11 protein-coding genes and 2 pseudogenes are annotated in these 19688 nt (G+C 59.7%); 8 read left to right on the top strand and 5 right to left on the bottom strand.

Translation table 11 applies throughout. The features are described 5' to 3' along the window. The first annotated feature begins 319 nt into the window (after nucleotides 1-319). Together putA and AB4N76_RS16310 are read left to right on the top strand one after the other, a co-directional pair. Entirely contained in the window at nucleotides 320-4270 is a 3951-nt protein-coding gene (gene putA, locus AB4N76_RS16315; protein WP_460163250.1) for a trifunctional transcriptional regulator/proline dehydrogenase/L-glutamate gamma-semialdehyde dehydrogenase, read from the top strand. Between the two features lie 257 nt (nucleotides 4271-4527). Further along, the gene (locus AB4N76_RS16310) at nucleotides 4528-6330 is read left to right on the top strand and encodes an acyl-CoA dehydrogenase (protein WP_046031127.1); all 1803 of its coding nucleotides are present in this window, start codon (nucleotides 4528-4530) and stop codon (nucleotides 6328-6330) included. A gap of 144 nt (nucleotides 6331-6474) precedes the next feature. Here the strand turns inward: AB4N76_RS16310 and AB4N76_RS16305 are convergent, their stop codons facing one another. The 4 genes and pseudogenes from AB4N76_RS16305 to AB4N76_RS16290 all read right to left on the bottom strand — a co-directional run bounded on the left by AB4N76_RS16305 (nucleotide 6475) and on the right by AB4N76_RS16290 (nucleotide 9042). Further along, complete coding sequence (locus AB4N76_RS16305; RefSeq protein ID WP_460164617.1) at nucleotides 6475-7182, bottom strand: methyl-accepting chemotaxis protein; 708 nt, start codon at nucleotides 7180-7182, stop codon at nucleotides 6475-6477. A 204-nt stretch (nucleotides 7183-7386) separates the two neighbouring features. Further along, nucleotides 7387-8250 (bottom strand): annotated as a pseudogene (locus AB4N76_RS16300) (cache domain-containing protein); the annotation flags it as partial. 262 nt (nucleotides 8251-8512) lie between these two features. Beyond that, nucleotides 8513-8815: a cell division protein ZapA gene (locus AB4N76_RS16295; protein WP_046031129.1), complete on the bottom strand. Its 303-nt coding sequence runs from the start codon at nucleotides 8813-8815 to the stop codon at nucleotides 8513-8515. Further along, nucleotides 8812-9042, bottom strand: coding sequence for a hypothetical protein (locus AB4N76_RS16290; RefSeq protein ID WP_027922060.1), 231 nt, complete (start codon nucleotides 9040-9042; stop codon nucleotides 8812-8814). The genes AB4N76_RS16295 and AB4N76_RS16290 overlap by 4 nt, the downstream gene beginning before the upstream one ends. A 210-nt stretch (nucleotides 9043-9252) precedes the next feature. Here AB4N76_RS16290 and AB4N76_RS16285 point away from each other — a divergent pair. From AB4N76_RS16285 to trxC, 6 genes and pseudogenes are all read left to right on the top strand, one after another. Continuing rightward, nucleotides 9253-10041, top strand: a pseudogene (locus tag AB4N76_RS16285) (MCP four helix bundle domain-containing protein); the annotation flags it as partial. A gap of 30 nt (nucleotides 10042-10071) precedes the next feature. Further along, on the top strand, nucleotides 10072-10944 hold the full coding sequence (locus AB4N76_RS16280) for a methyl-accepting chemotaxis protein (RefSeq protein ID WP_371916747.1): 873 nt from the start codon (nucleotides 10072-10074) through the stop codon (nucleotides 10942-10944). Nucleotides 10945-11229: 285 nt separating this feature from the next. Further along, nucleotides 11230-12972 (top strand): potassium/proton antiporter, encoded by a 1743-nt coding sequence (locus AB4N76_RS16275; RefSeq protein WP_046031130.1) that lies wholly within the window; start codon nucleotides 11230-11232, stop codon nucleotides 12970-12972. A gap of 34 nt (nucleotides 12973-13006) precedes the next feature. Then, the gene (gene mscK / locus AB4N76_RS16270; protein ID WP_046031131.1) at nucleotides 13007-16357 is read left to right on the top strand and encodes a mechanosensitive channel MscK; all 3351 of its coding nucleotides are present in this window, start codon (nucleotides 13007-13009) and stop codon (nucleotides 16355-16357) included. Nucleotides 16358-16405: 48 nt separating this feature from the next. Then, nucleotides 16406-17869: a protein adenylyltransferase SelO gene (gene selO, locus AB4N76_RS16265; RefSeq protein WP_077432335.1), complete on the top strand. Its 1464-nt coding sequence runs from the start codon at nucleotides 16406-16408 to the stop codon at nucleotides 17867-17869. Nucleotides 17870-18271: 402 nt separating this feature from the next. Then, nucleotides 18272-18706 (top strand): thioredoxin TrxC, encoded by a 435-nt coding sequence (gene trxC / locus AB4N76_RS16260; protein WP_077432334.1) that lies wholly within the window; start codon nucleotides 18272-18274, stop codon nucleotides 18704-18706. Between the two features lie 64 nt (nucleotides 18707-18770). Here the strand turns inward: trxC and AB4N76_RS16255 are convergent, their stop codons facing one another. Beyond that, a complete protein-coding gene (locus AB4N76_RS16255) occupies nucleotides 18771-19541 on the bottom strand; it encodes a ParA family protein (RefSeq protein WP_046031134.1) in 771 nt (256 codons plus the stop codon). Nucleotides 19542-19688 lie beyond the last annotated feature (147 nt).

The raw sequence follows: 19688 nt of genomic DNA, 5'->3' as shown, positions 1-19688 counted from the left end.
TTTACGGGTTGCACCTTGGGGCGCGAATGCTATTCAACAAAGCAAATAAGGTGCAACCCATTTTTTGAGAATAAGTTGCACCTAGTCGGAAATATAATTAAAAGCAGCGCTTTTGCTCCTTTTCGGAGCAAGCACGAACGTCGACCGCTCTAAAAAGCACCAACTGGATGCAGCACTGGCGTACCAGAATTTATTTCCTGACGAGCTGCCTATTATTCCGGCAAAAAAAGGGTTGCACCCGGTTGCACCTCAACAGTTGCACGGCTAATCTTGCCGCCAGCTGATGCCACGCGGTCGTGGCAAACATGAGGATAAAAATATGGCTACCACCACCCTTGGGGTCAAACTTGACGACCCGACACGCGAGCGCCTCAAGGCCGCTGCGTCCTCGATTGATCGCACGCCACACTGGCTGATCAAGCAGGCAATCTTTAATTACCTGGAAAAACTCGAGGGTGGTGCAACCCTGACCGAGCTGAACGGTTTGACCAAGGATTCCGACGATACCGTCGATGCGCCTCTGGATCACGCCCACCAGTGCTTCCTCGAATTCGCCGAAAGCATCCTGCCGCAATCGGTACTGCGCGCCTCGATCACCGCCGCCTACCGTCGCCCCGAGCCGGAAGTGGTGCCGATGCTGATCGAACAGGCTCGCCTGCCGGTCGCCATGGCTGAAGCTACCAACAAGCTCGCTGCCTCGATTGCCGAAAAACTGCGCAACCAGAAGAGTGCCGGTGGCCGTGCCGGCATCGTGCAGGGCCTGCTGCAAGAATTCTCGCTGTCGTCCCAGGAAGGCGTGGCGCTGATGTGCCTGGCCGAAGCGCTGCTGCGCATCCCGGACAAAGGCACTCGCGATGCGCTGATCCGCGACAAGATCAGCACCGGTAACTGGCAGCCGCACCTGGGCAACAGCCCGTCGCTGTTCGTCAACGCCGCCACCTGGGGTCTGTTGCTGACCGGCAAACTGGTCGCCACGCATAACGAAGCCGGCCTGACTTCGTCGCTGAGCCGCATCATTGGCAAGAGTGGCGAGCCGATGATCCGCAAGGGCGTCGACATGGCCATGCGCCTGATGGGCGAGCAGTTCGTCACCGGCGAAACCATCGCCGAAGCCTTGGCCAATGCCAGCAAGTTCGAAGCCAAGGGTTTCCGCTATTCCTATGACATGCTGGGTGAAGCGGCACTCACCGAGCACGATGCCCAGAAGTATCTGGCCTCGTACGAACAAGCCATTCACTCGATCGGCAAAGCGTCCCACGGTCGTGGGATTTATGAAGGCCCGGGCATTTCGATCAAGCTGTCCGCTTTGCACCCGCGTTACAGCCGCGCGCAGTACGAGCGTGTGATGGACGAGTTGTACCCGCGCCTGTTGTCGCTGACCTTACTGGCCAAGCAATACGACATCGGCCTGAACATTGACGCCGAAGAAGCCGACCGCCTCGAGCTGTCGCTGGATCTGCTGGAGCGCCTGTGCTTCGAGCCGCAACTGACTGGCTGGAACGGCATCGGTTTCGTGATCCAGGCGTACCAGAAGCGTTGCCCGTATGTGATCGACTACGTGATCGACCTGGCTCGCCGCAGCCGTCATCGCCTGATGATCCGTCTGGTAAAAGGCGCGTACTGGGACAGCGAGATCAAACGCGCCCAAGTCGAAGGCCTGGAAGGCTATCCGGTCTACACCCGCAAGGTGTACACCGACGTTTCCTACATCGCTTGCGCCCGCAAACTGCTGTCGGTACCGGAAGTCATCTACCCGCAATTCGCTACGCACAACGCCCACACGCTGTCGGCCATTTATCACATTGCCGGTCAGAACTATTACCCTGGCCAGTACGAGTTCCAGTGCCTGCACGGCATGGGTGAACCGCTGTACGAACAGGTTGTAGGCAAAGTTTCCGAAGGCAAGCTGAACCGTCCGTGCCGCGTGTACGCTCCGGTCGGTACTCACGAAACACTGTTGGCGTACCTGGTACGTCGCCTGCTGGAAAACGGCGCGAACACTTCGTTTGTTAACCGTATCGCCGATCAGTCGATTTCGATTCAGGAGCTGGTGGCCGATCCAGTGGCCAGCATCGAGCAGATGGCCACGCTGGAAGGCGGCTTCGGCTTGCCGCACCCGCGTATCCCGCTGCCGCGTGATCTTTATGGCGCCGAGCGCGCCAACTCCAGCGGCATCGACATGGCCAACGAACATCGCCTGGCCTCCTTGTCCTGCGCGCTGCTGGCCACCGCTCACAACCACTGGAAAGCCGCGCCGATGCTCGGTTGCGCCTCCAGCACTGAAACACCTGCACCGGTGCTGAACCCGTCCGATCTGCGTGACGTGGTTGGCCATGTTCAGGAAGCCACCGTCGATGACGTTGATAACGCGATCCAGTGTGCCCTGAACGCCGCGCCGATCTGGCAGGCCACCCCGCCCGCTGAACGCGCCGCGATTCTGGAACGTGCCGCCGACTTGATGGAAGGCGAAATCCAGCCGCTGATGGGCCTGTTGGCTCGCGAAGCCGGCAAGACGTTCGCCAACGCTATCGCCGAAGTGCGTGAAGCCGTGGACTTCCTGCGTTATTACGCGGTGCAGGCCCGCAACGATTTCACCAACGACGCCCACCGCCCACTGGGTCCAGTGGTGTGCATCAGCCCGTGGAACTTCCCGCTGGCCATCTTCAGTGGTCAAGTGGCTGCTGCGCTGGCCGCCGGTAACCCGGTACTGGCCAAGCCTGCGGAACAAACCCCGCTGGTAGCCGCTCAAGCCGTGCGTTTGCTGCTCGAAGCCGGGATCCCGGAAGGCGTGCTGCAACTGCTGCCGGGCCGTGGCGAAACCGTCGGTGCCGGCCTGGTCGGCGATGATCGCGTCAAAGGCGTGATGTTTACCGGTTCCACCGAAGTCGCTCGTTTGCTGCAACGCAATATTGCCGGTCGCCTGGACAGCCAGGGCCGTCCGATTCCGTTGATCGCCGAAACCGGCGGCCAGAACGCGATGATCGTCGACTCTTCGGCATTGACCGAACAGGTTGTGATTGATGTGGTGTCGTCGGCCTTCGACAGCGCCGGCCAACGTTGCTCGGCACTGCGCGTGCTGTGCTTGCAGGAAGATTCCGCCGACCGTGTCATCGAAATGCTCAAAGGTGCCATGGCTGAATGCCGCCTCGGCAATCCCGAGCGCCTGTCCGTGGACATCGGCCCGGTGATCGACGCCGAAGCCAAGGCCGGCATCGAGAAACACATCCAGGCCATGCGCGACAAAGGTCGCAACGTATACCAGGTGGCCATCGCCAACAGCGAAGAAGTCAAACGCGGCACCTTCGTGATGCCGACCCTGATCGAGCTGGAAAGCTTTGACGAGTTGCAGCGCGAGATCTTCGGCCCGGTACTGCACGTGGTTCGCTACAAGCGCAAAGACATCGATCAACTGATCGGTCAGATCAACGCTTCCGGCTATGGCCTGACGCTGGGCGTGCACACGCGCATCGACGAAACCATCGCCAAGGTGATCGACAACGTCAACGCCGGTAACGTCTACGTGAACCGCAACATCGTCGGTGCCGTGGTCGGCGTGCAGCCATTCGGCGGCGAAGGTTTGTCGGGCACTGGCCCGAAAGCCGGTGGTCCGCTGTACCTGTACCGTTTGCTGTCGACACGTCCTACCGATGCAATCGAACAATCCTTCGCTCGTGGGGACGCTATCGCTGCGCCGGACGTGCGTCTGCGTGATGCCATGAGCAAGCCGCTGACCGCCCTGAAAGCCTGGGCTGACGGCAACAAGTTTGCCGACCTGAGCACCCTGTGCGTGCAGTACGCAGCACAATCGCAAAGCGGGATCACCCGCACACTGGCGGGCCCGACCGGTGAGCGCAACAGCTACGCCATCCTGCCGCGCGAACACGTGCTGTGCCTGGCGGAAGTCGAAGGCGACCTGCTGACTCAACTGGCGGCGGTCCTCGCTGTCGGCGGTTCGGCGGTATGGCCGGAAACTGACCTGAGCAAGGCATTGTTCGCACGACTGCCGAAGGAAGTTCAGGCGCGGATCAAGCTGGTGTCCGACTGGAACAAAGACGAAGTGGTGCTGGATGCGGTTCTGCATCACGGCCATTCCGATCAACTGCGTGCGGTGTGCCAGCAAGTGGCCAAGCGTGCGGGCGCCATTGTCGGTGTTCAGGGTTTGTCTCAGGGCGAAACCAACATTGCACTGGAACGTCTGGTGATTGAGCGTGCGTTGAGCGTTAACACCGCTGCGGCGGGTGGTAATGCGAGCTTGATGACCATCGGCTAAAACCGATAAACCGGGCACCTGCAACGGTGTCCGGTTTAGCAATAATCCCTGTGGGAGCGGGCTTGCCCGCGATTGCGATGTATCAGTCACCATTGATATTGACTGATCTGCCGCCATCGCGGGCAAGCCCGCTCTCACAGTGGTTTTTGGCGCCAGCTCAATCGCTGTACTACTCAAACATCACCAGCATCAATCATCCTGTTCAGCCTTTATCAGCAAGCCTAGACTCGGCCCATCCCAATAAAAGGTAGGCCGCCATGTCCGAGACGTTGCTCAGTTCCCGCAATCTGGCTTTCGAGCTGTATGAAGTCCTCGATGCCGAGGGCCTGACTCAGCGTGAGCGTTTCGCCGAACACAATCGCGAAACCTTCGATGCCGCCATTGGCACCGCCCGCAGCATCGCCGAAAAGTTTTTCGCCCCGCACAACCGCAAGGGCGACGAAAACGAGCCTCGTTATGAGGACGGTCAAGCGATTCTGATTCCTGAGGTGAAACCCGCCGTCGACGCCTTCCTCGAAGCCGGTTTCCTCAACGCCGCGCGCAGTTTCGACGCCGGCGGCATGCAGCTGCCTACCTTGCTGTCCCAGGCCTGCTTCGCGCACTTCCAATCGGCCAACGCGGCGTCGACCTCGTACCCGTTCTTGACCATGGGCGCGGCGAACCTGATCGAAAGCTTCGGCACCGAGGAGCAGAAGCGCCGCTTCCTGCAACCGATGATCGATGGCCGCTTCTTCGGCACCATGGCCCTGACCGAACCGCATGCGGGCTCGTCACTGTCGGATATTCGTACCCGCGCCGAACCTGCGCCTGATGGCACCTATCGACTCAAGGGCAACAAGATCTTCATCTCCGGCGGCGATCACCCGTTGTCAGAAAACATCGTGCACATGGTGCTGGCCAAGCTGCCGGACGCACCGGCCGGGGTGAAGGGCATTTCGCTGTTTATCGTGCCCAAGTTCCTGGTCAACGATGACGGCAGCCTCGGCAAGCGCAACGACGTGTTGCTGGCCGGTCTGTTCCACAAGATGGGCTGGCGCGGCACCACCTCCACCGCATTGAATTTCGGCGATAACGGTGACTGTGTCGGCTACCTGGTGGGCAAGCCGCACCAGGGTTTGAGCTACATGTTCCAGATGATGAACGAAGCGCGGATTGGCGTCGGCATGGGCGCGGTGATGCTTGGTTACGCCGGGTATCTGTATTCGCTGGAGTATGCCCGCGAGCGTCCGCAAGGTCGCGTGCCGGACAACAAAGACCCGACCACCGCACCCGTGGCGATCATTGCCCACGCCGACGTCCGGCGCATGCTGCTGACGCAGAAGGCCTACGTCGAAGGCTCGTTCGACCTGGGGTTGTACGCCGCGCGATTGTTCGACGACACCACCACGCTCGAGACGGAAGCCGAGCGCAAGCAGGCCCATGAGCTGCTGGATTTGCTGACGCCTATCGTCAAATCCTGGCCGTCGGAGTTTTGCCTGAAGGCCAACGAACTGGCGATCCAGATTCTCGGCGGCCACGGCTATACCCGTGAATACCCGGTGGAACAGTACTACCGAGACAACCGCCTGAACCCGATTCACGAAGGCACTCACGGCATTCAGTCGCTGGATTTGCTGGGGCGCAAACTGGCGCAGAACGGTGGCGCCGGGCTCAAGCAATTGATCCGCTTGATTGCCGACACCGCCGAGCGCGCGCAGGCGTTTGAATCGCTTACCGCGCTGCGTGAGCCGCTGGAAAAATTGGTGGCGCGCCTGCAAACCGTGACCATCGGCCTGCTGACCGACCTGGCTCAAGGCAAGGTCAACAGCAGCCTGGCAAACTCGGCGCTGTACCTGAAAGTGTTTGGGCACACGGTGATTGGCTGGCGCTGGCTGGAACAGGCGATCCGCGCCGAGGAAGGCTTGGCCAAGGGCAACGCAGCGGATGTCAGCTTCTATAAAGGCAAGCTGCAAGCGGCGCGGTACTTCCTGACCTGGGAAGTACCGGGTTGCCACCATGAGTTGGCGTTGCTTGAGGCGCGGGATGATGTGTGCCTGGGCATGCAGGATGAGTGGTTTTAACCGGAGGCTGGTTGTGTTGCTGAAATCCATTCGCGGGCAAGCCCGCTCCCACAGGGTCAGCGTTGAAACAGAATCTTGTGTCATACGCTAAAACCTGTGGGAGCGGGCTTGCCCGCGAAGGCGTCAGTGCAGGCGATACATTTGTCAGCTGAGCCTGAACCCACCCATCTGCCGCGCCAGATCATCCGCCAGGCGCTGCAGCGTCTGACAGTCTTCACGGCACGCCCTGACTTCCCCGGCGGTCGCGCGAGCCAAATCAGAAATCCCCTGCACGTTGCGGTTGATCTCTTCGGTCACCGCCGACTGCTCTTCCGTGGCAGTCGCCACCTGATGGTTCATGTCGCTGATGCGCTCCACCTGCCCGGTAATTGCCGTCAGCGACGCCCCGGTGCGCTGGCTCGACTCAACACCCGTGCCCGTCGCGGCTTGCCCGGAATGCATCGATGACACCGCGTTTTCGGCGCCCTGTTTGAGGCAGCCGATCATCTGCTGAATTTCATCGGTGGAGGCCTGAGTGCGCCGCGCCAATGTGCGCACTTCATCCGCCACCACTGCAAATCCGCGGCCCATGTCACCGGCTCGCGCCGCTTCGATGGCGGCGTTAAGCGCGAGCAAATTGGTCTGTTCGGATATCCCGCGAATCACCGCCAGCACTTGATCGATAGACGCGACCTGATGGGCCAACTCGCCCACCGCGCCGGCAGCAATGCCGATTTCATCGGACATGCTTTCTATATGCCGGATAGACCCGCCGACCACTTCCCGCGCCTGCATCGCTTCGTCACGGGCATTTTGTGAGGCGACGGCGGCATTGCCAGCGTTCTGGGCAATTTCCTGCACGGTCAGGCCCATTTCATGGACGGCGGTGGCAACCATGTCGGTCATTTCCTGCTGGCGCCCGGAACGTTCGGCGGTGTTGTCCACCACCCGCGCCACCTGCCCGACCGCAGTGCGCAGACGCTCGCTGGTGGTCAGCACTTCACCGATCATGTCGCGCTGACTGTCGAGAAAGCGATTGAAGCCGCGCGCCAGATCACCCAGCTCATCCGCGCGGCTGGCATCCAGCCGGTGGGTCAAATCTCCACCACCGCTACCGATGGCTACCAGTGCCGCTGTTACCTGACGAATCGGCCGCACCAGCCCACGAGCCAGCAAAACCACCAATAACAGGCACACCAGCGCCACCGCCAGGCCGATGCCGCTGCTCATCCACATGGCACGGCGGGCTTCGGCGTAAATCTGCGATTGCGGCACTTCGGCCACCAGGGTCCAGCCCAGATCCCGCAGCGGCAGGCTTAAAGCGAGAAAGTCTTCGCCGTCCCGGGTAAAACTGTTGGTTGTGGCGGCTTTTTGACCAATGACGGCTTGCGCTGCTGACTCGCCAATCTGCTCAGCCAGCGTGCGTTTGCCGCTGAATTGCGCTTCAGGATGGACCTGGATCAAACCGTCGGAACGCACGAGATAGACCTTGCCGCGCTCACCAAAACTGAAATTGTGAATCAGCTCCGACAGCTCTTTCATGCTCAGGCCAAGCCCGGCAACGCCCACGACTTTACCGGCCTGCTCGACTTTGAAGTCGATGAAAAGCGCCAATTCTCCGGTCGCCGTGTCGTTATCGATATTGAGGGTGCGCGGCTGGTTGCTGTCGAGAAATGAGTAGAACCAGGCGTCTTTCGGATTGGAACGGCTGAGGGTCCGATCCAGGCCTTTTTCGGTGAAGTAATGGTTGGAGGCGGTGCCGACAATAATTGCGGTAAAGGCTTTGTGCTCGGCGCGAATCCCTTCGAGATAGGTCGTAAACGTGCCGGCCTGGGCACTGTCTTCACCCCCGGCCAGCCAGCCGCGCACCATGCTGTTGCTGGCGATGTCCTTGGCGGCGGTAAGGGGCTGGACGAGGATGCGCTCGATGTCGTTGCGCATCGCTTCGATGCTCGACGGCAAGGCTTGCTCGACCAGATAGTTCTGGGCCAGTCGATTGACCACCAGGGTATAGATGCCCACTACGATCAGAATACTGACCAGCAACGCGCTGCCCATACTCAGGATCAATTGCCATTGAATACTGCGTCGCCAGAACTGCATGGAGCACCCCCAAAGAATAAGAGGCTGAAACACTGCAACAGCCGTGCCGATTGTATACAACGCAAACGACAATTTATTCTTTGGTTGTGCGCAAAGCCGATCAGGCCTGATTGATCGTCTTGGAAATCACTTCAACCGTGGCGCTGACTTGCTCTTGGTAACGGTCGAGTTCCTGCTTGTGCTGCTTTTTCATTTCGATCTGCTGCGAGCACAGATTCATGGCGGCCAGTACCAACAGGCGGTCACCGATCAGCGTCGGGTACTTTCTTTTGGTGTCGGCCAAAGCAGCCTTCAACATCATTGCGGCGTCCAGCAGGGTTTGCTCTTCCCCGGCCGGCGCCTTGATCGAATAGTCCTCCCCCAGGATCGAGACGACTTTTACCCCTGCGGCGCCCACACTCATGCGCTGACTGGGCCAGCGCTGACGCGCTCAACCAGGGCCTGGATGCGTGCGGCGGTGGCGCCTTGTTTCTCTTCCTGTTCCATCAGGCTCAACTGCAGGCTTTCGTTTTCATCCTTGGCCTGAGCCAGTTCCGCGCTCAGGGTCTGGTTGGTGCCCAGCAGTGCCTGGTTCTGTTGCACCAGGTCGTTTACCAGCTGTTCCAATTGGCTTAGGGATGCTTCCAACATTTTGATTTTCCGAGCATTTTCAAAGGGCGCGTACGATAAAGAAAAGTCACCACAGATGCCAGGGTTATTCAGGCGCAAGGCCTTGATTTTCCTGGCGGGCGACCTTCCTCGCGAGCAGTAGAGACTGTGATTGGCGAATGTGGTTCCTGCACTTCGTCAATCAAGGCCTTTGTGCGACAAAAACGCGCAGGGACTCAAGACTTTAGTCGCATGACCGATAAGTCACTCATACGTCAGCTTCAGCGCCGCACGGGCGCGCTCAATTCGGTAAACGCCATGTCCCTTCGTAATATGAATATCGCGCCACGGGCGTTCCTCGGTTTTGCCTTGATTGGCGGCTTGATGCTGATCCTGGGTGTGTTCGCCTTGAACCAGATGAGCAAGATTCGTGGCGCCGCCGAGGACATCACGTCCAGCAGCGTACCGAGCATCAAAAGCCTCGACGAATTCACTCAACTGACCCTGCGCCTGCGCGTGTTGTCGTACCGCTTGCTGGTCAATCGCGAGCCGGACGTCCAGCAGAAAACCATGGAGTTGCTGGAAACCCGCAATCAGCAGATCCGTACCGCCCAGTCGACGTACGAAAAGCTCATCAGCAGCCCGCAGGAGCGTGCCGCCTACGATCAATATGTGCAGTTGCTCGGCCAGTACCGCCAGATCGAAGACCGCATGAAGAGCCTGTCGCGCAACAATCAGGTGGATGAACTGCGCACCTTGCTCAACACCGATTTGCTGACCAACTCCGAAGCAGTCAACACCGTGCTCAACCGTTTGCTGGAGATCAACACCCAGCAAACCGTCGACACCAACCAGCAAGCGGCCGACCAGTACGACTCGGCCTTCACCCTGGTGATTACATTGCTGGTCTTCGCCACTGGCCTGACTGTGCTGTTCGCCTGGCTGCTGACCCACAGCATCACCAAGCCGATCGCCAATGCCCTGAGCGCGGCCGAAGGCATTGCCGAAGGCAATCTGACTCGCCCGATCACGGTCGACGGCGAAGACGAAGCCGGCCGTTTGCTGGCCGCCATGGCGAAGATGCAAGACAAGCTGCGCGACACCCTGCAGCGGATTTCCGGCTCGGCCACTCAACTGGCGTCGGCCGCTGAAGAACTCAACAGTGTGACTGACGAAAGCGCTCGCGGCCTGACCCAGCAGAACAACGAAATCGAGCAGGCGGCCACCGCGGTCAACGAAATGACCAGTGCCGTGGAAGAAGTGGCACGCAACGCGGTGAGCACCTCCGAAGCCTCGAAAAACGCCACCACTTCGGCGGGTGACGGCCGTGACCTGGTGCAGGAAACCGTCAGCGCCATCGAACGCATGAGCGCCGATGTGCAGAGCACCGCGACGCTGATCGGCGACCTGGCCAACGAATCCCGCGACATAGGCAAAGTGCTGGACGTGATTCGGGGCCTGGCGGACCAGACCAACCTGCTGGCCCTGAACGCGGCCATCGAAGCGGCACGCGCCGGTGAGGCCGGGCGTGGTTTCGCGGTGGTTGCAGATGAAGTTCGTGCCCTGGCGCATCGCACCCAGCAGTCGACCAGCGAGATCGAACGCATGATCGGCAGCATCCAGAGCGGCACCGAACACGCCGTGGATTCGATGCGTAACAGCACCGAGCGCGCCGAGTCGACGTTGAATATTGCTCGCGGTGCCGGTCTGTCGCTGGACACCATTAACAGCGCGATCGTCGAAATCAACGAACGCAACCTGGTCATCGCCAGCGCCGCTGAAGAACAGGCGCAAGTGGCCCGCGAAGTGGACCGCAACCTGGTGAACATCCGTGATTTGTCGGTGCAGTCGGCGACCGGGGCCAACCAGACGAGCGCGGCAAGTAATGAGTTGTCGCGATTGGCGCTGGACCTGAACAACATGGTTGGACGGTTTAGCCTGTAACAGCCAACACACCGCTCCTTGTAGCAGCTGGCGCAGCCTGCGTTCGGCTGCGAAGCAGTCGTGATTCTGGCTACCGGATCTGCCAGACAGACCACGAATGACCATTTGACGACTGCTGCGCAGCCAGACGCAGGCTGCGCCAGCTGCTACAGGGTTAGTCTTGCCATCGCGGCGTACCCATGCAAAAACCTTTTTGACAGCATCACATTTCAACAGGTTAGAATCGCTGGCACGCAGACTGCATGGTCAGTTTGCGCCCGCCTTTCCGTCTCTGGAGTACTGCCTTTGAATGCAATCACCATCAACAGCCTGTTTCTGATCGGCGCGTTGCTGGTAGGTGCGAGCATTCTGGTGAGTTCACTTTCGTCCCGCCTCGGCATCCCGATTCTGGTGATTATCCTGGCCGTGGGCATGGCCGCCGGTGTCGACGGTGGCGGCATTATTTTTGATAACTACCCCACGGCTTATCTGGTCGGCAACCTCGCGCTGGCGGTGATCCTGCTCGACGGTGGCTTGCGCACCCGGGTCGCGAGTTTCCGCGTTGCGCTGTGGCCGGCGCTGTCGCTGGCCACCGTCGGGGTGTTAATTACCACCGCGTTGACCGGCATGGTCGCGGCCTGGCTGTTTAACCTGAGCATCATTCAGGGCCTGCTGATCGGCGCGATTGTCGGCTCGACCGATGCCGCGGCGGTGTTCTCGCTGCTGGGTGGCAAAGGCCTGAACGAGCGGGTCACCGCCAGCCTCGAAATCGAATCCGGCAGCAACGACCCGATGGCGGTGTTCCTCACCGTGACCCTGATCGACATGCTCGCCAGCGGTGAGACCGGCCTGCACTGGAGCCTGCTGGCGCACTTCGTGCGCGAGTTCGGTATCGGTGCCGTCGTCGGCCTCAGCGGCGGCTGGCTGATGCTGCAACTGGTCAACCGCATCAACCTGGCCAACGGTCTTTATCCAATTCTGGTGATTGCCGGTGGCCTGGTCGTGTTTGCCCTGACTAACGCCCTGCATGGCAGCGGCTTCCTGGCGGTTTATCTGTGTGGCCTGGTCATCGGCAACCGCCCGGTGCGCAGCCGGCACGGCATTTTGCACATGCTCGACGGTATGGCATGGCTGGCACAGATCGGCATGTTCCTGGTGTTGGGGCTGCTGGTCACACCGCATGATCTGCTGCCGATCGCCCTGCCCGCCCTGGGTCTGGCGCTGTGGATGATTCTGTTCGCCCGGCCGCTGTCGGTGCTGGTCGGTTTGCTGCCGTTCAAGGCGTTCCATGGTCGCGAAAAGGCGTTTATTTCCTGGGTTGGCTTGCGCGGCGCGGTCCCGATCATTCTGGCGGTGTTCCCGCTGATGGCCGGCCTGCCCAACGCCCAGCTCTATTTCAATCTGGCCTTCTTTATCGTGCTGGTGTCACTGCTGGTGCAGGGCACGAGCCTGCCGTGGATTGCCAAGCTGCTGAAAGTGACGGTGCCACCAGAGCCCGCACCGATCTCGCGCTCAGCTCTGGAAGTGCATGTCACCAGCGAGTGGGAGCTGTTCATTTATCGCCTCGGCGCCGAGAAATGGTGCATCGGCTCGCCCCTGCGTGAACTGAAAATGCCCGAAGGCACGCGGATCGCGGCCCTGTTTCGTGGCCAGCAATTGCTCCATCCGTCGGGTAGTACGGTGCTCGAAGTCGACGATTTGCTCTGTGTAATCGGCCATGAACACAACCTGCCGGCCCTCGGAAAACTCTTCAGCCAGGCGCCGCAGCGAGGTCTGGATTTGCGCTTCTTCGGCGACTTCGTCCTCGAAGGAGATGCCCAACTGGGCGCGGTTGCGGCGCTGTACGGGTTGAAAGTCGAAGGCATCGATCCGGGCATGTCGCTCGGCCACTTCATCGCCCAGAAAGTGGGGGGCGCGCCTGTCGTCGGTGACCAGGTGGAGTGGAACAACACCATTTGGACCGTCGCGGTCATGGAAGGGAACAAGATCGGCAAAGTGGGCGTCAGATTCCCCGAAGGAAGTCGCCCCGGTCCGGGACTCTTCCTCTAAACTCCACTCTTCGTCTCGTTTTCGATCGGTCTCTATGTCAAGCCTGCGTAACTTTTTCATCCTGGCCCTGCTGGGCCTGAGCCTCTCCATCGGCACGCTGCAAGCGGCCGAGCCGCCGACCAGCGAAGCCGTGCAAGCGAGCCTGGACAAGATCGCCGACCGCAAGCTGCCGGAAGCCGATCAAAAAGCGTTGCAAGCCACGCTGCAGAACACGCTCACCCAGCTCAACAACCGGCAAGACAACGAACAAAAACTGGCCGATTTGAAGCAACAGTTGGCTACCGCGCCAAAGCAGAACATCGAAAATCAGCGTGAACTGGCTCGTCTGAAGGCCACCAAACCGCAACCTGTGGCCCAACGCTTCGCCAACCTGTCGATCCCGCAACTCGAACAAATGCTCACTGAGCGCTCGACCCAGCAAAGCGACCTGCAAAAAGCCCTGTCCGACGCCAACAGTCTGGTCATTACCGCCCAGACACGTCCCGAGCGTGCCCAAGCCGAGATTTCTGCCAGCCAGACCCGAATCCAGCAGATCAACAACATCCTCAAGGCGGGCAAGGACGCGGGCAAAACCTTGAGCGGCGAACAGCGCGACTTGCTCAATGCCGAACTCGCGGCACTGAATGCGCTGATTCCGCTGCGTCGCCAGGAACTGGCCGGCAACAGTCAGTTGCAGGACCTGGGCAACAGCCAGCACGATTTACTGTCGGAAAAATCCGATCGCCTGGATCAAGAAATCCAGGAGCTGCAAACCCTGATCAACCAGAAACGCCTGGCTCAGTCCCAGCAAACGGTGACCCAGCAATCCATCGAGGCGCAGAAATCCGGTGGCAGCAGCCTGTTGGCCAGCGAAAGCGCGGCCAACCTGAAGCTCTCCGACTACCTGCTCAAAAGCACGGACCGACTCAACGAAGTCACCCAGCAAAACCTGCAAACCAAACAGCAACTGGACAACGTAACCCAAAGCGATTCGGCCCTGGACGAGCAAATCAACGTGCTCAAGGGCAGCCTGCTGCTCTCCAAGATTCTCTACAAACAGAAGCAGTCCCTGCCGCGTTTGAGGCTCGACCGTAACCTCGCCGATCAGATCGCCGACATTCGCCTCTATCAATTTGAAGTCAGCCAACAACGCGAACTGTTGAGCAACCCGGCGACTTACGTCGATAACCTGTTGGCGAGCCAACCACCGGAACAAGTCACCCCGCAACTGCGCAAGAGCCTGCTGGAACTGGCCAACACCCGCGCCGACCTGCTGGAGCGGCTGAACCGTGAGTTGAGCGCCGTGCTCAATGAATCCATCACCCTGCAACTCAATCAGAAACAACTGTTGAGTACCGCGCAAAGCCTGCGGGCGACGCTCGATGAGCAAATGTTCTGGATCCCCAGCAACAAGCCGCTGGATCTGGAATGGATACGCGCCGTTCCGGAGCGGTTACAACGCCAGGTCATGACCTTGCCGTGGACGTCCAGCCTGATCGAGTTGAGCGATGGCCTGATTCAACGACCGCTGCTGTTTCTGCCGCTGGTGCTGCTGATCGGCGCCCTGTTGTGGCGACGTAAAAGCTTGTATGCCCGACTGAACAAGGTTCACAAGGACATCGGCCACTTCAAGCGCGACAGCCAGTGGCATACGCCTCAGGCCATTCTGGTCAATATTTTGCTGGCGCTGCCGGTCGCGCTCGGCCTGGCCTTGTGCGGCCTCGCCTTGCAAATCGATGCCCGCGGGCAGAACGCCAACATGGGTTCAGCGCTGTTGCAAATGGCACAGGCCTGGTTGGTGTTCTACACCGCCTACCGGATCCTCGCGCCGGGTGGCGTGGCTGAGTTGCATTTCCGCTGGGAGAAACCTCAGGTCGAATTCCTTCGGGGCTGGATCCGTCGCCTCGGTGTGGTAGTGATGGCGCTGGTGGCGGTGGTGGCGGTTGCCGAGCTGCAACCGGCAACGCTGGCGGACGACGTGCTGGGCATGCCGGTGGTGTTGATCTGCTACGCCTTGATGGCCTGGCTGCTCAGCCGCTTGCTGATGCGCAGCCCGACGCATGAAAACGCTTCGTTGTTCCGAAAACTGCTGGGGATTCTGTTCACCGCCTTGCCGGTCGCGCTGTTCGTGGCCGTGTGCTTCGGCTACTACTACACCGCGCTCAAACTCAGTGATCGATTGATCAATACCCTTTACCTGCTGATGTTCTGGCTGGTCATCGAAGCCACCTTCGTGCGCGGCCTCAGCGTTGCGGCACGCCGCCTGGCTTACCAGCGCGCCCTGACCAAACGCCAGGCCGCGAAAGAGGCCGGTGACGGCGAAGCGGTGATCGAAGAGCCGACACTGGACATAGAAAAGGTCAACGAACAATCGTTGCGACTGATCCGCCTGGCACTGCTCGGCGGCTTCATCGGGGCGTTGTACTGGGCCTGGTCCGACCTGATTTCAGTGTTCTCGTACCTGGACAACATCACCCTCTACGAATACACCAGCGGCACTGGCGCGGCCATGAGCATGGTGCCGATCAGTATCGGCGACATGCTCGGTGCGTTGATCATCATCGGCATCACCTTCGCCCTGGCGCGCAACTTGCCAGGTTTGCTGGAAGTGTTTGTGTTGTCGAAGCTGAATCTGGCTCAAGGCAGCGCCTATGCCACGACCACGCTGCTGTCCTACGTGATCGCCGGGATCGGTTTCGTCTCGACCCTGTCGACCCTCGGCGTGAGCTGGGACAAGTTGCAATGGCTGGTGGCAGCGCTTTCGGTCGGCCTGGGTTTCGGGATGCAGGAGATCTTTGCGAACTTCATCTCCGGCATCATGATCCTGTTCGAGCGCCCGGTACGGATCGGCGACACCATCACCATCGGCAACCTCTCAGGCACGGTCAGCAAGATCCGCATCCGCGCCACGACCATTACCGACTTCGACCGCAAGGACATCATTGTCCCGAACAAGACGTTCATTACCGGGCAACTGATCAACTGGTCGCTGACCGACACCATCACCCGGGTAACGCTCAAGCTCGGCGTCGATTACGGCTCGGACCTGGACCTGGTCAAGGAGCTGCTGCTCAAGGCTGCCCGCGATAATCCGCGCGTGCTCAAGGATCCGGAACCGCACGTGTACTTCCTGAACTTCGGTGAAAGCACCCTCGACCATGAATTGCGCATGCACGTGCGCGACCTTGGCGACCGAAATCCTGTGCTCGACGAGGTCAACCGCTTCATCAACCGCGAGTTCAAGAAGCAGCACATCAACATCTCGTTCCGGCAGATGGAGGTTTACCTCAAGAACCTTCAGGGCCAGGAATACAAGATGGTGCCGATCGAACCGGAAGCGAAAACCATCGTGCCGCTGGTCGATGGCCAACCGCCCCAGGAACCACCGGCCGCCAAGCTCGACTAACCGGCTTATCCCTAGCAGAATGCTCGGACATTCTGCTGGAGATGGCCGTTGAAAGCCCTCGACGAACTGACCTTCGATAATCGTTTCGCCCGCTTGGGCGATACGTTTTCCGCCCATGTGCTGCCCGAGCCCATCGACAACCCGCGCCTCGTGGTTGCGAGCCCTGCGGCCATGGCGCTGCTTGATCTCGACCCGGCCGCGGCCGACACACCAGAGTTTGCCGAACTGTTCGGCGGCCATAAGCTCTGGGCTGACGCGGTGCCGAGGGCGATGGTGTATTCCGGTCATCAGTTCGGCTCCTACAACCCGCAACTGGGCGACGGTCGCGGCCTGCTGCTGGGCGAGGTGTACAACCAGGCCGGCGAGCATTGGGACCTGCACCTCAAGGGTGCCGGCCAGACGCCTTTTTCGCGCATGGGTGATGGACGAGCGGTGCTTCGCTCTTCGATCCGCGAGTTTCTCGCCTCTGAGGCGCTGCATGCCCTGAACATCCCGACCACCCGCGCGCTGTGCGTTGTTGGCTCCGACACGCCGGTCTGGCGCGAGAAACAGGAACGCGCCGCGATGGTCCTGCGCCTGGCGCCAAGCCACGTGCGCTTTGGGCATTTCGAATATTTCTACTACACCAAACGTCCCGAAATGCAGAAAGAACTCGGTGAACATGTGCTGGCCATGCATTTCGCCGAATGCCTGGAACAGCCGGAACCCTACCTGGCGATGTTCCGTGAAATCGTCGAGCGCAACGCCGAACTGATCGCCAAGTGGCAGGCCTATGGCTTCTGTCACGGGGTGATGAACACCGACAACATGTCGATCCTCGGCATCACCTTCGACTTCGGCCCCTTCGCCTTCCTCGACGACTTTGATGCCAACTTCATCTGCAACCACTCCGACGACCAGGGTCGCTACTCCTTCAGCAATCAGGTGCCGATCGGTCAATGGAACCTCAGCGCGCTGGCCCAGGCCCTGACACCGTTCATCAGCGTCGAGGCCCTGCGCGAAACCCTCGGCCTGTATTTGCCGCTGTTCCAGGCCCACTATCTGGACCTGATGCGCCGCCGCCTCGGTTTCACCACCGCGCAAGACGATGACCAGAAGCTACTCGAGCACCTGCTGCAACTGATGCAGAACAGTGGCGTCGATTACACCCTGTTCTTCCGCCGCCTCGGGGAAGAGTCCCCGGAACAGGCGGTCGCCCGCTTGCGCGATGACTTCGTCGACATCAAGGGGTTCGATGCCTGGGGCGAGCGTTACGTCGCCCGGGTAGCCCGCGAAGGCGAAGCCGATCAGCAACAGCGTCGCCAAAGGATGCATGCGGTCAATCCGCTGTACATCCTGCGTAACTATCTGGCGCAGAAAGCCATTGATGCGGCAGAGAGCGGCGACTATTCAGAGGTACGTCGGCTGCACACCGTGCTGAGCAATCCGTTCGAGGAACAGCCGGGAATGGACAGTTATGCCGAACGGCCGCCGGAGTGGGGCAAGCATTTGGAGATCAGTTGTTCGTCGTGAGTCAACAAGGCTTCACGTATGGCGCTTTCCTGCTTCTGACTCTGATCGAAACTCAGGTCACGCCAAACATCTTCAAGCCCCACAAAGCCTCCGTCTCGCGCAAACGCAGTCTCGACATTTAGAGTTTTGATGCGCTTGGCGTTGGTTAGGAGCTCTAGGATTGAAAAACGCTGAGGGGATCTAGCCGTCATTGGTACAAAGGACTCCAAAGTAAAATCGCCAGTTCGAAACTGCTGCGGAAAAGACTAAAGGTGTAATTTTTCGCCGTATATCAGCAGGAGAGTCAATACATGTAGTCCCTGTCCGCAACTGAAGAAAGCTAAGGACTACACGTTACAGCCTTGATAAACGCGATGCTCGACTCCAGAACTGGCACATAGACTGTCCAACTCAGAGCCAACCATGACCGACCCACTCCTCATCCCCTGCCCCCACTGCAACGGCCTCAACCGCATCCCCGCCGAGCGCCTCAACGATCATCCAAAGTGCGGTCGCTGCAAGGCCGAGGTCTTGCTGAGCAAGCCGTTTGAATTGAAGCAAGGCGATTACGCCAGCCAGATCAAAGGCGACCTGCCGTTGCTGGTTGACGTGTGGGCGGACTGGTGCGGGCCGTGCAAGTCGTTTGCGCCGGTGTTCGAGCAGGCAGCGGGGCAATTGGCAGGTAAGTGCCGGCTGGCGAAACTGGACAGCGAGGCAAACCAGCAGTTGTCGGCGCAGTTGGGGATTCGCTCGATTCCGAGCCTGATTCTGTTCAAGAACGGCCGGGAAGTGGCGCGCCAGAGCGGGGCTTTTCCGTTACCTCAATTGATGAGCTGGTTGCGTAGCCAGGGGATTTAAACCAGTTCGAATCAAATGTGGGAGCCTGCTCACGCCCACATTTGCTCGGTGGCACTAGCTGGGGTCAAGCATTTTCCAGCAGCGCGTGCAGTTCGACGAATTGCTGGGTCAGCTTGTGCCGGGGGTCAAGGTGGATCAGCGGCGTGTTGGCCTGGTGAGATTCGCGCATTCGCACTGAACTGGCCAGATACACCGGCAGGACCGGCAAGCCTTCGGCGATCAACTCGTCGAGGATTTGCTGGGGCAGGCTGGCGCGGGCCTGGAACTGGTTGACCACGATGCCTTCAACTTCCAGGCCTTCGTTGTGGTCTTCCTTCAATTCTTCGATCTCCGCCAGCAAACCGTACAACGCCTGACGCGAGAAGCTGTCGCAATCGAAAGGGATCAATACACGATCCGCGGCAATCAAGGCCGATACCGCATAAAAATTCAGTGCGGGCGGCGTATCCAGGTAGATCCGGTCGTAATCTTCCCCAAGCTCTTCAAGCAACTTACGCAGCTTGTTTATCTTGTGCTTGGCTTCAAGCTTGGGCTGCAAATCTGCCAGCTCGGCAGTGGCGGTGACCACGTGCAGGTTGTCGAACGGTGTTTCGTAGATATCGACCTGGTTTTTCTTCGAAAACGGACCGGAGGAAAGGGTTTGCTTGAAGAAATCGGCAATGCCCATCGGGATGTCATTACCGGTGAGCCCCGTCAGGTACTGAGTGGAGTTGGCCTGGGCATCGAGATCCACCAATAGGGTGCGATAGCCCTCGCTGGCGCTGACCGCCGCCAGATTGCAGGCAATGCTGGACTTGCCCACGCCACCTTTTTGATTAAACACCACGCGCCGCATGTCAAAACCTCCGTGTATCCAGGAATGACCGAGTGTAGTAGTCCACGGCATTGCTTAGCTACCGCTTTGGCGCAAGGACTACACGGTCAGCTCCAATATCCCAATTGAAAAGCCGCAATCTCACCGTTACTCCGGGCAAAAGGCCGA

The sequence above is a fragment of the Pseudomonas sp. S2_F03 genome (assembly GCF_054668335.1).
The sequence above is the reverse complement of the archived record's forward strand: the minus strand, read 5'-3'. Positions and strand labels throughout refer to the sequence as shown.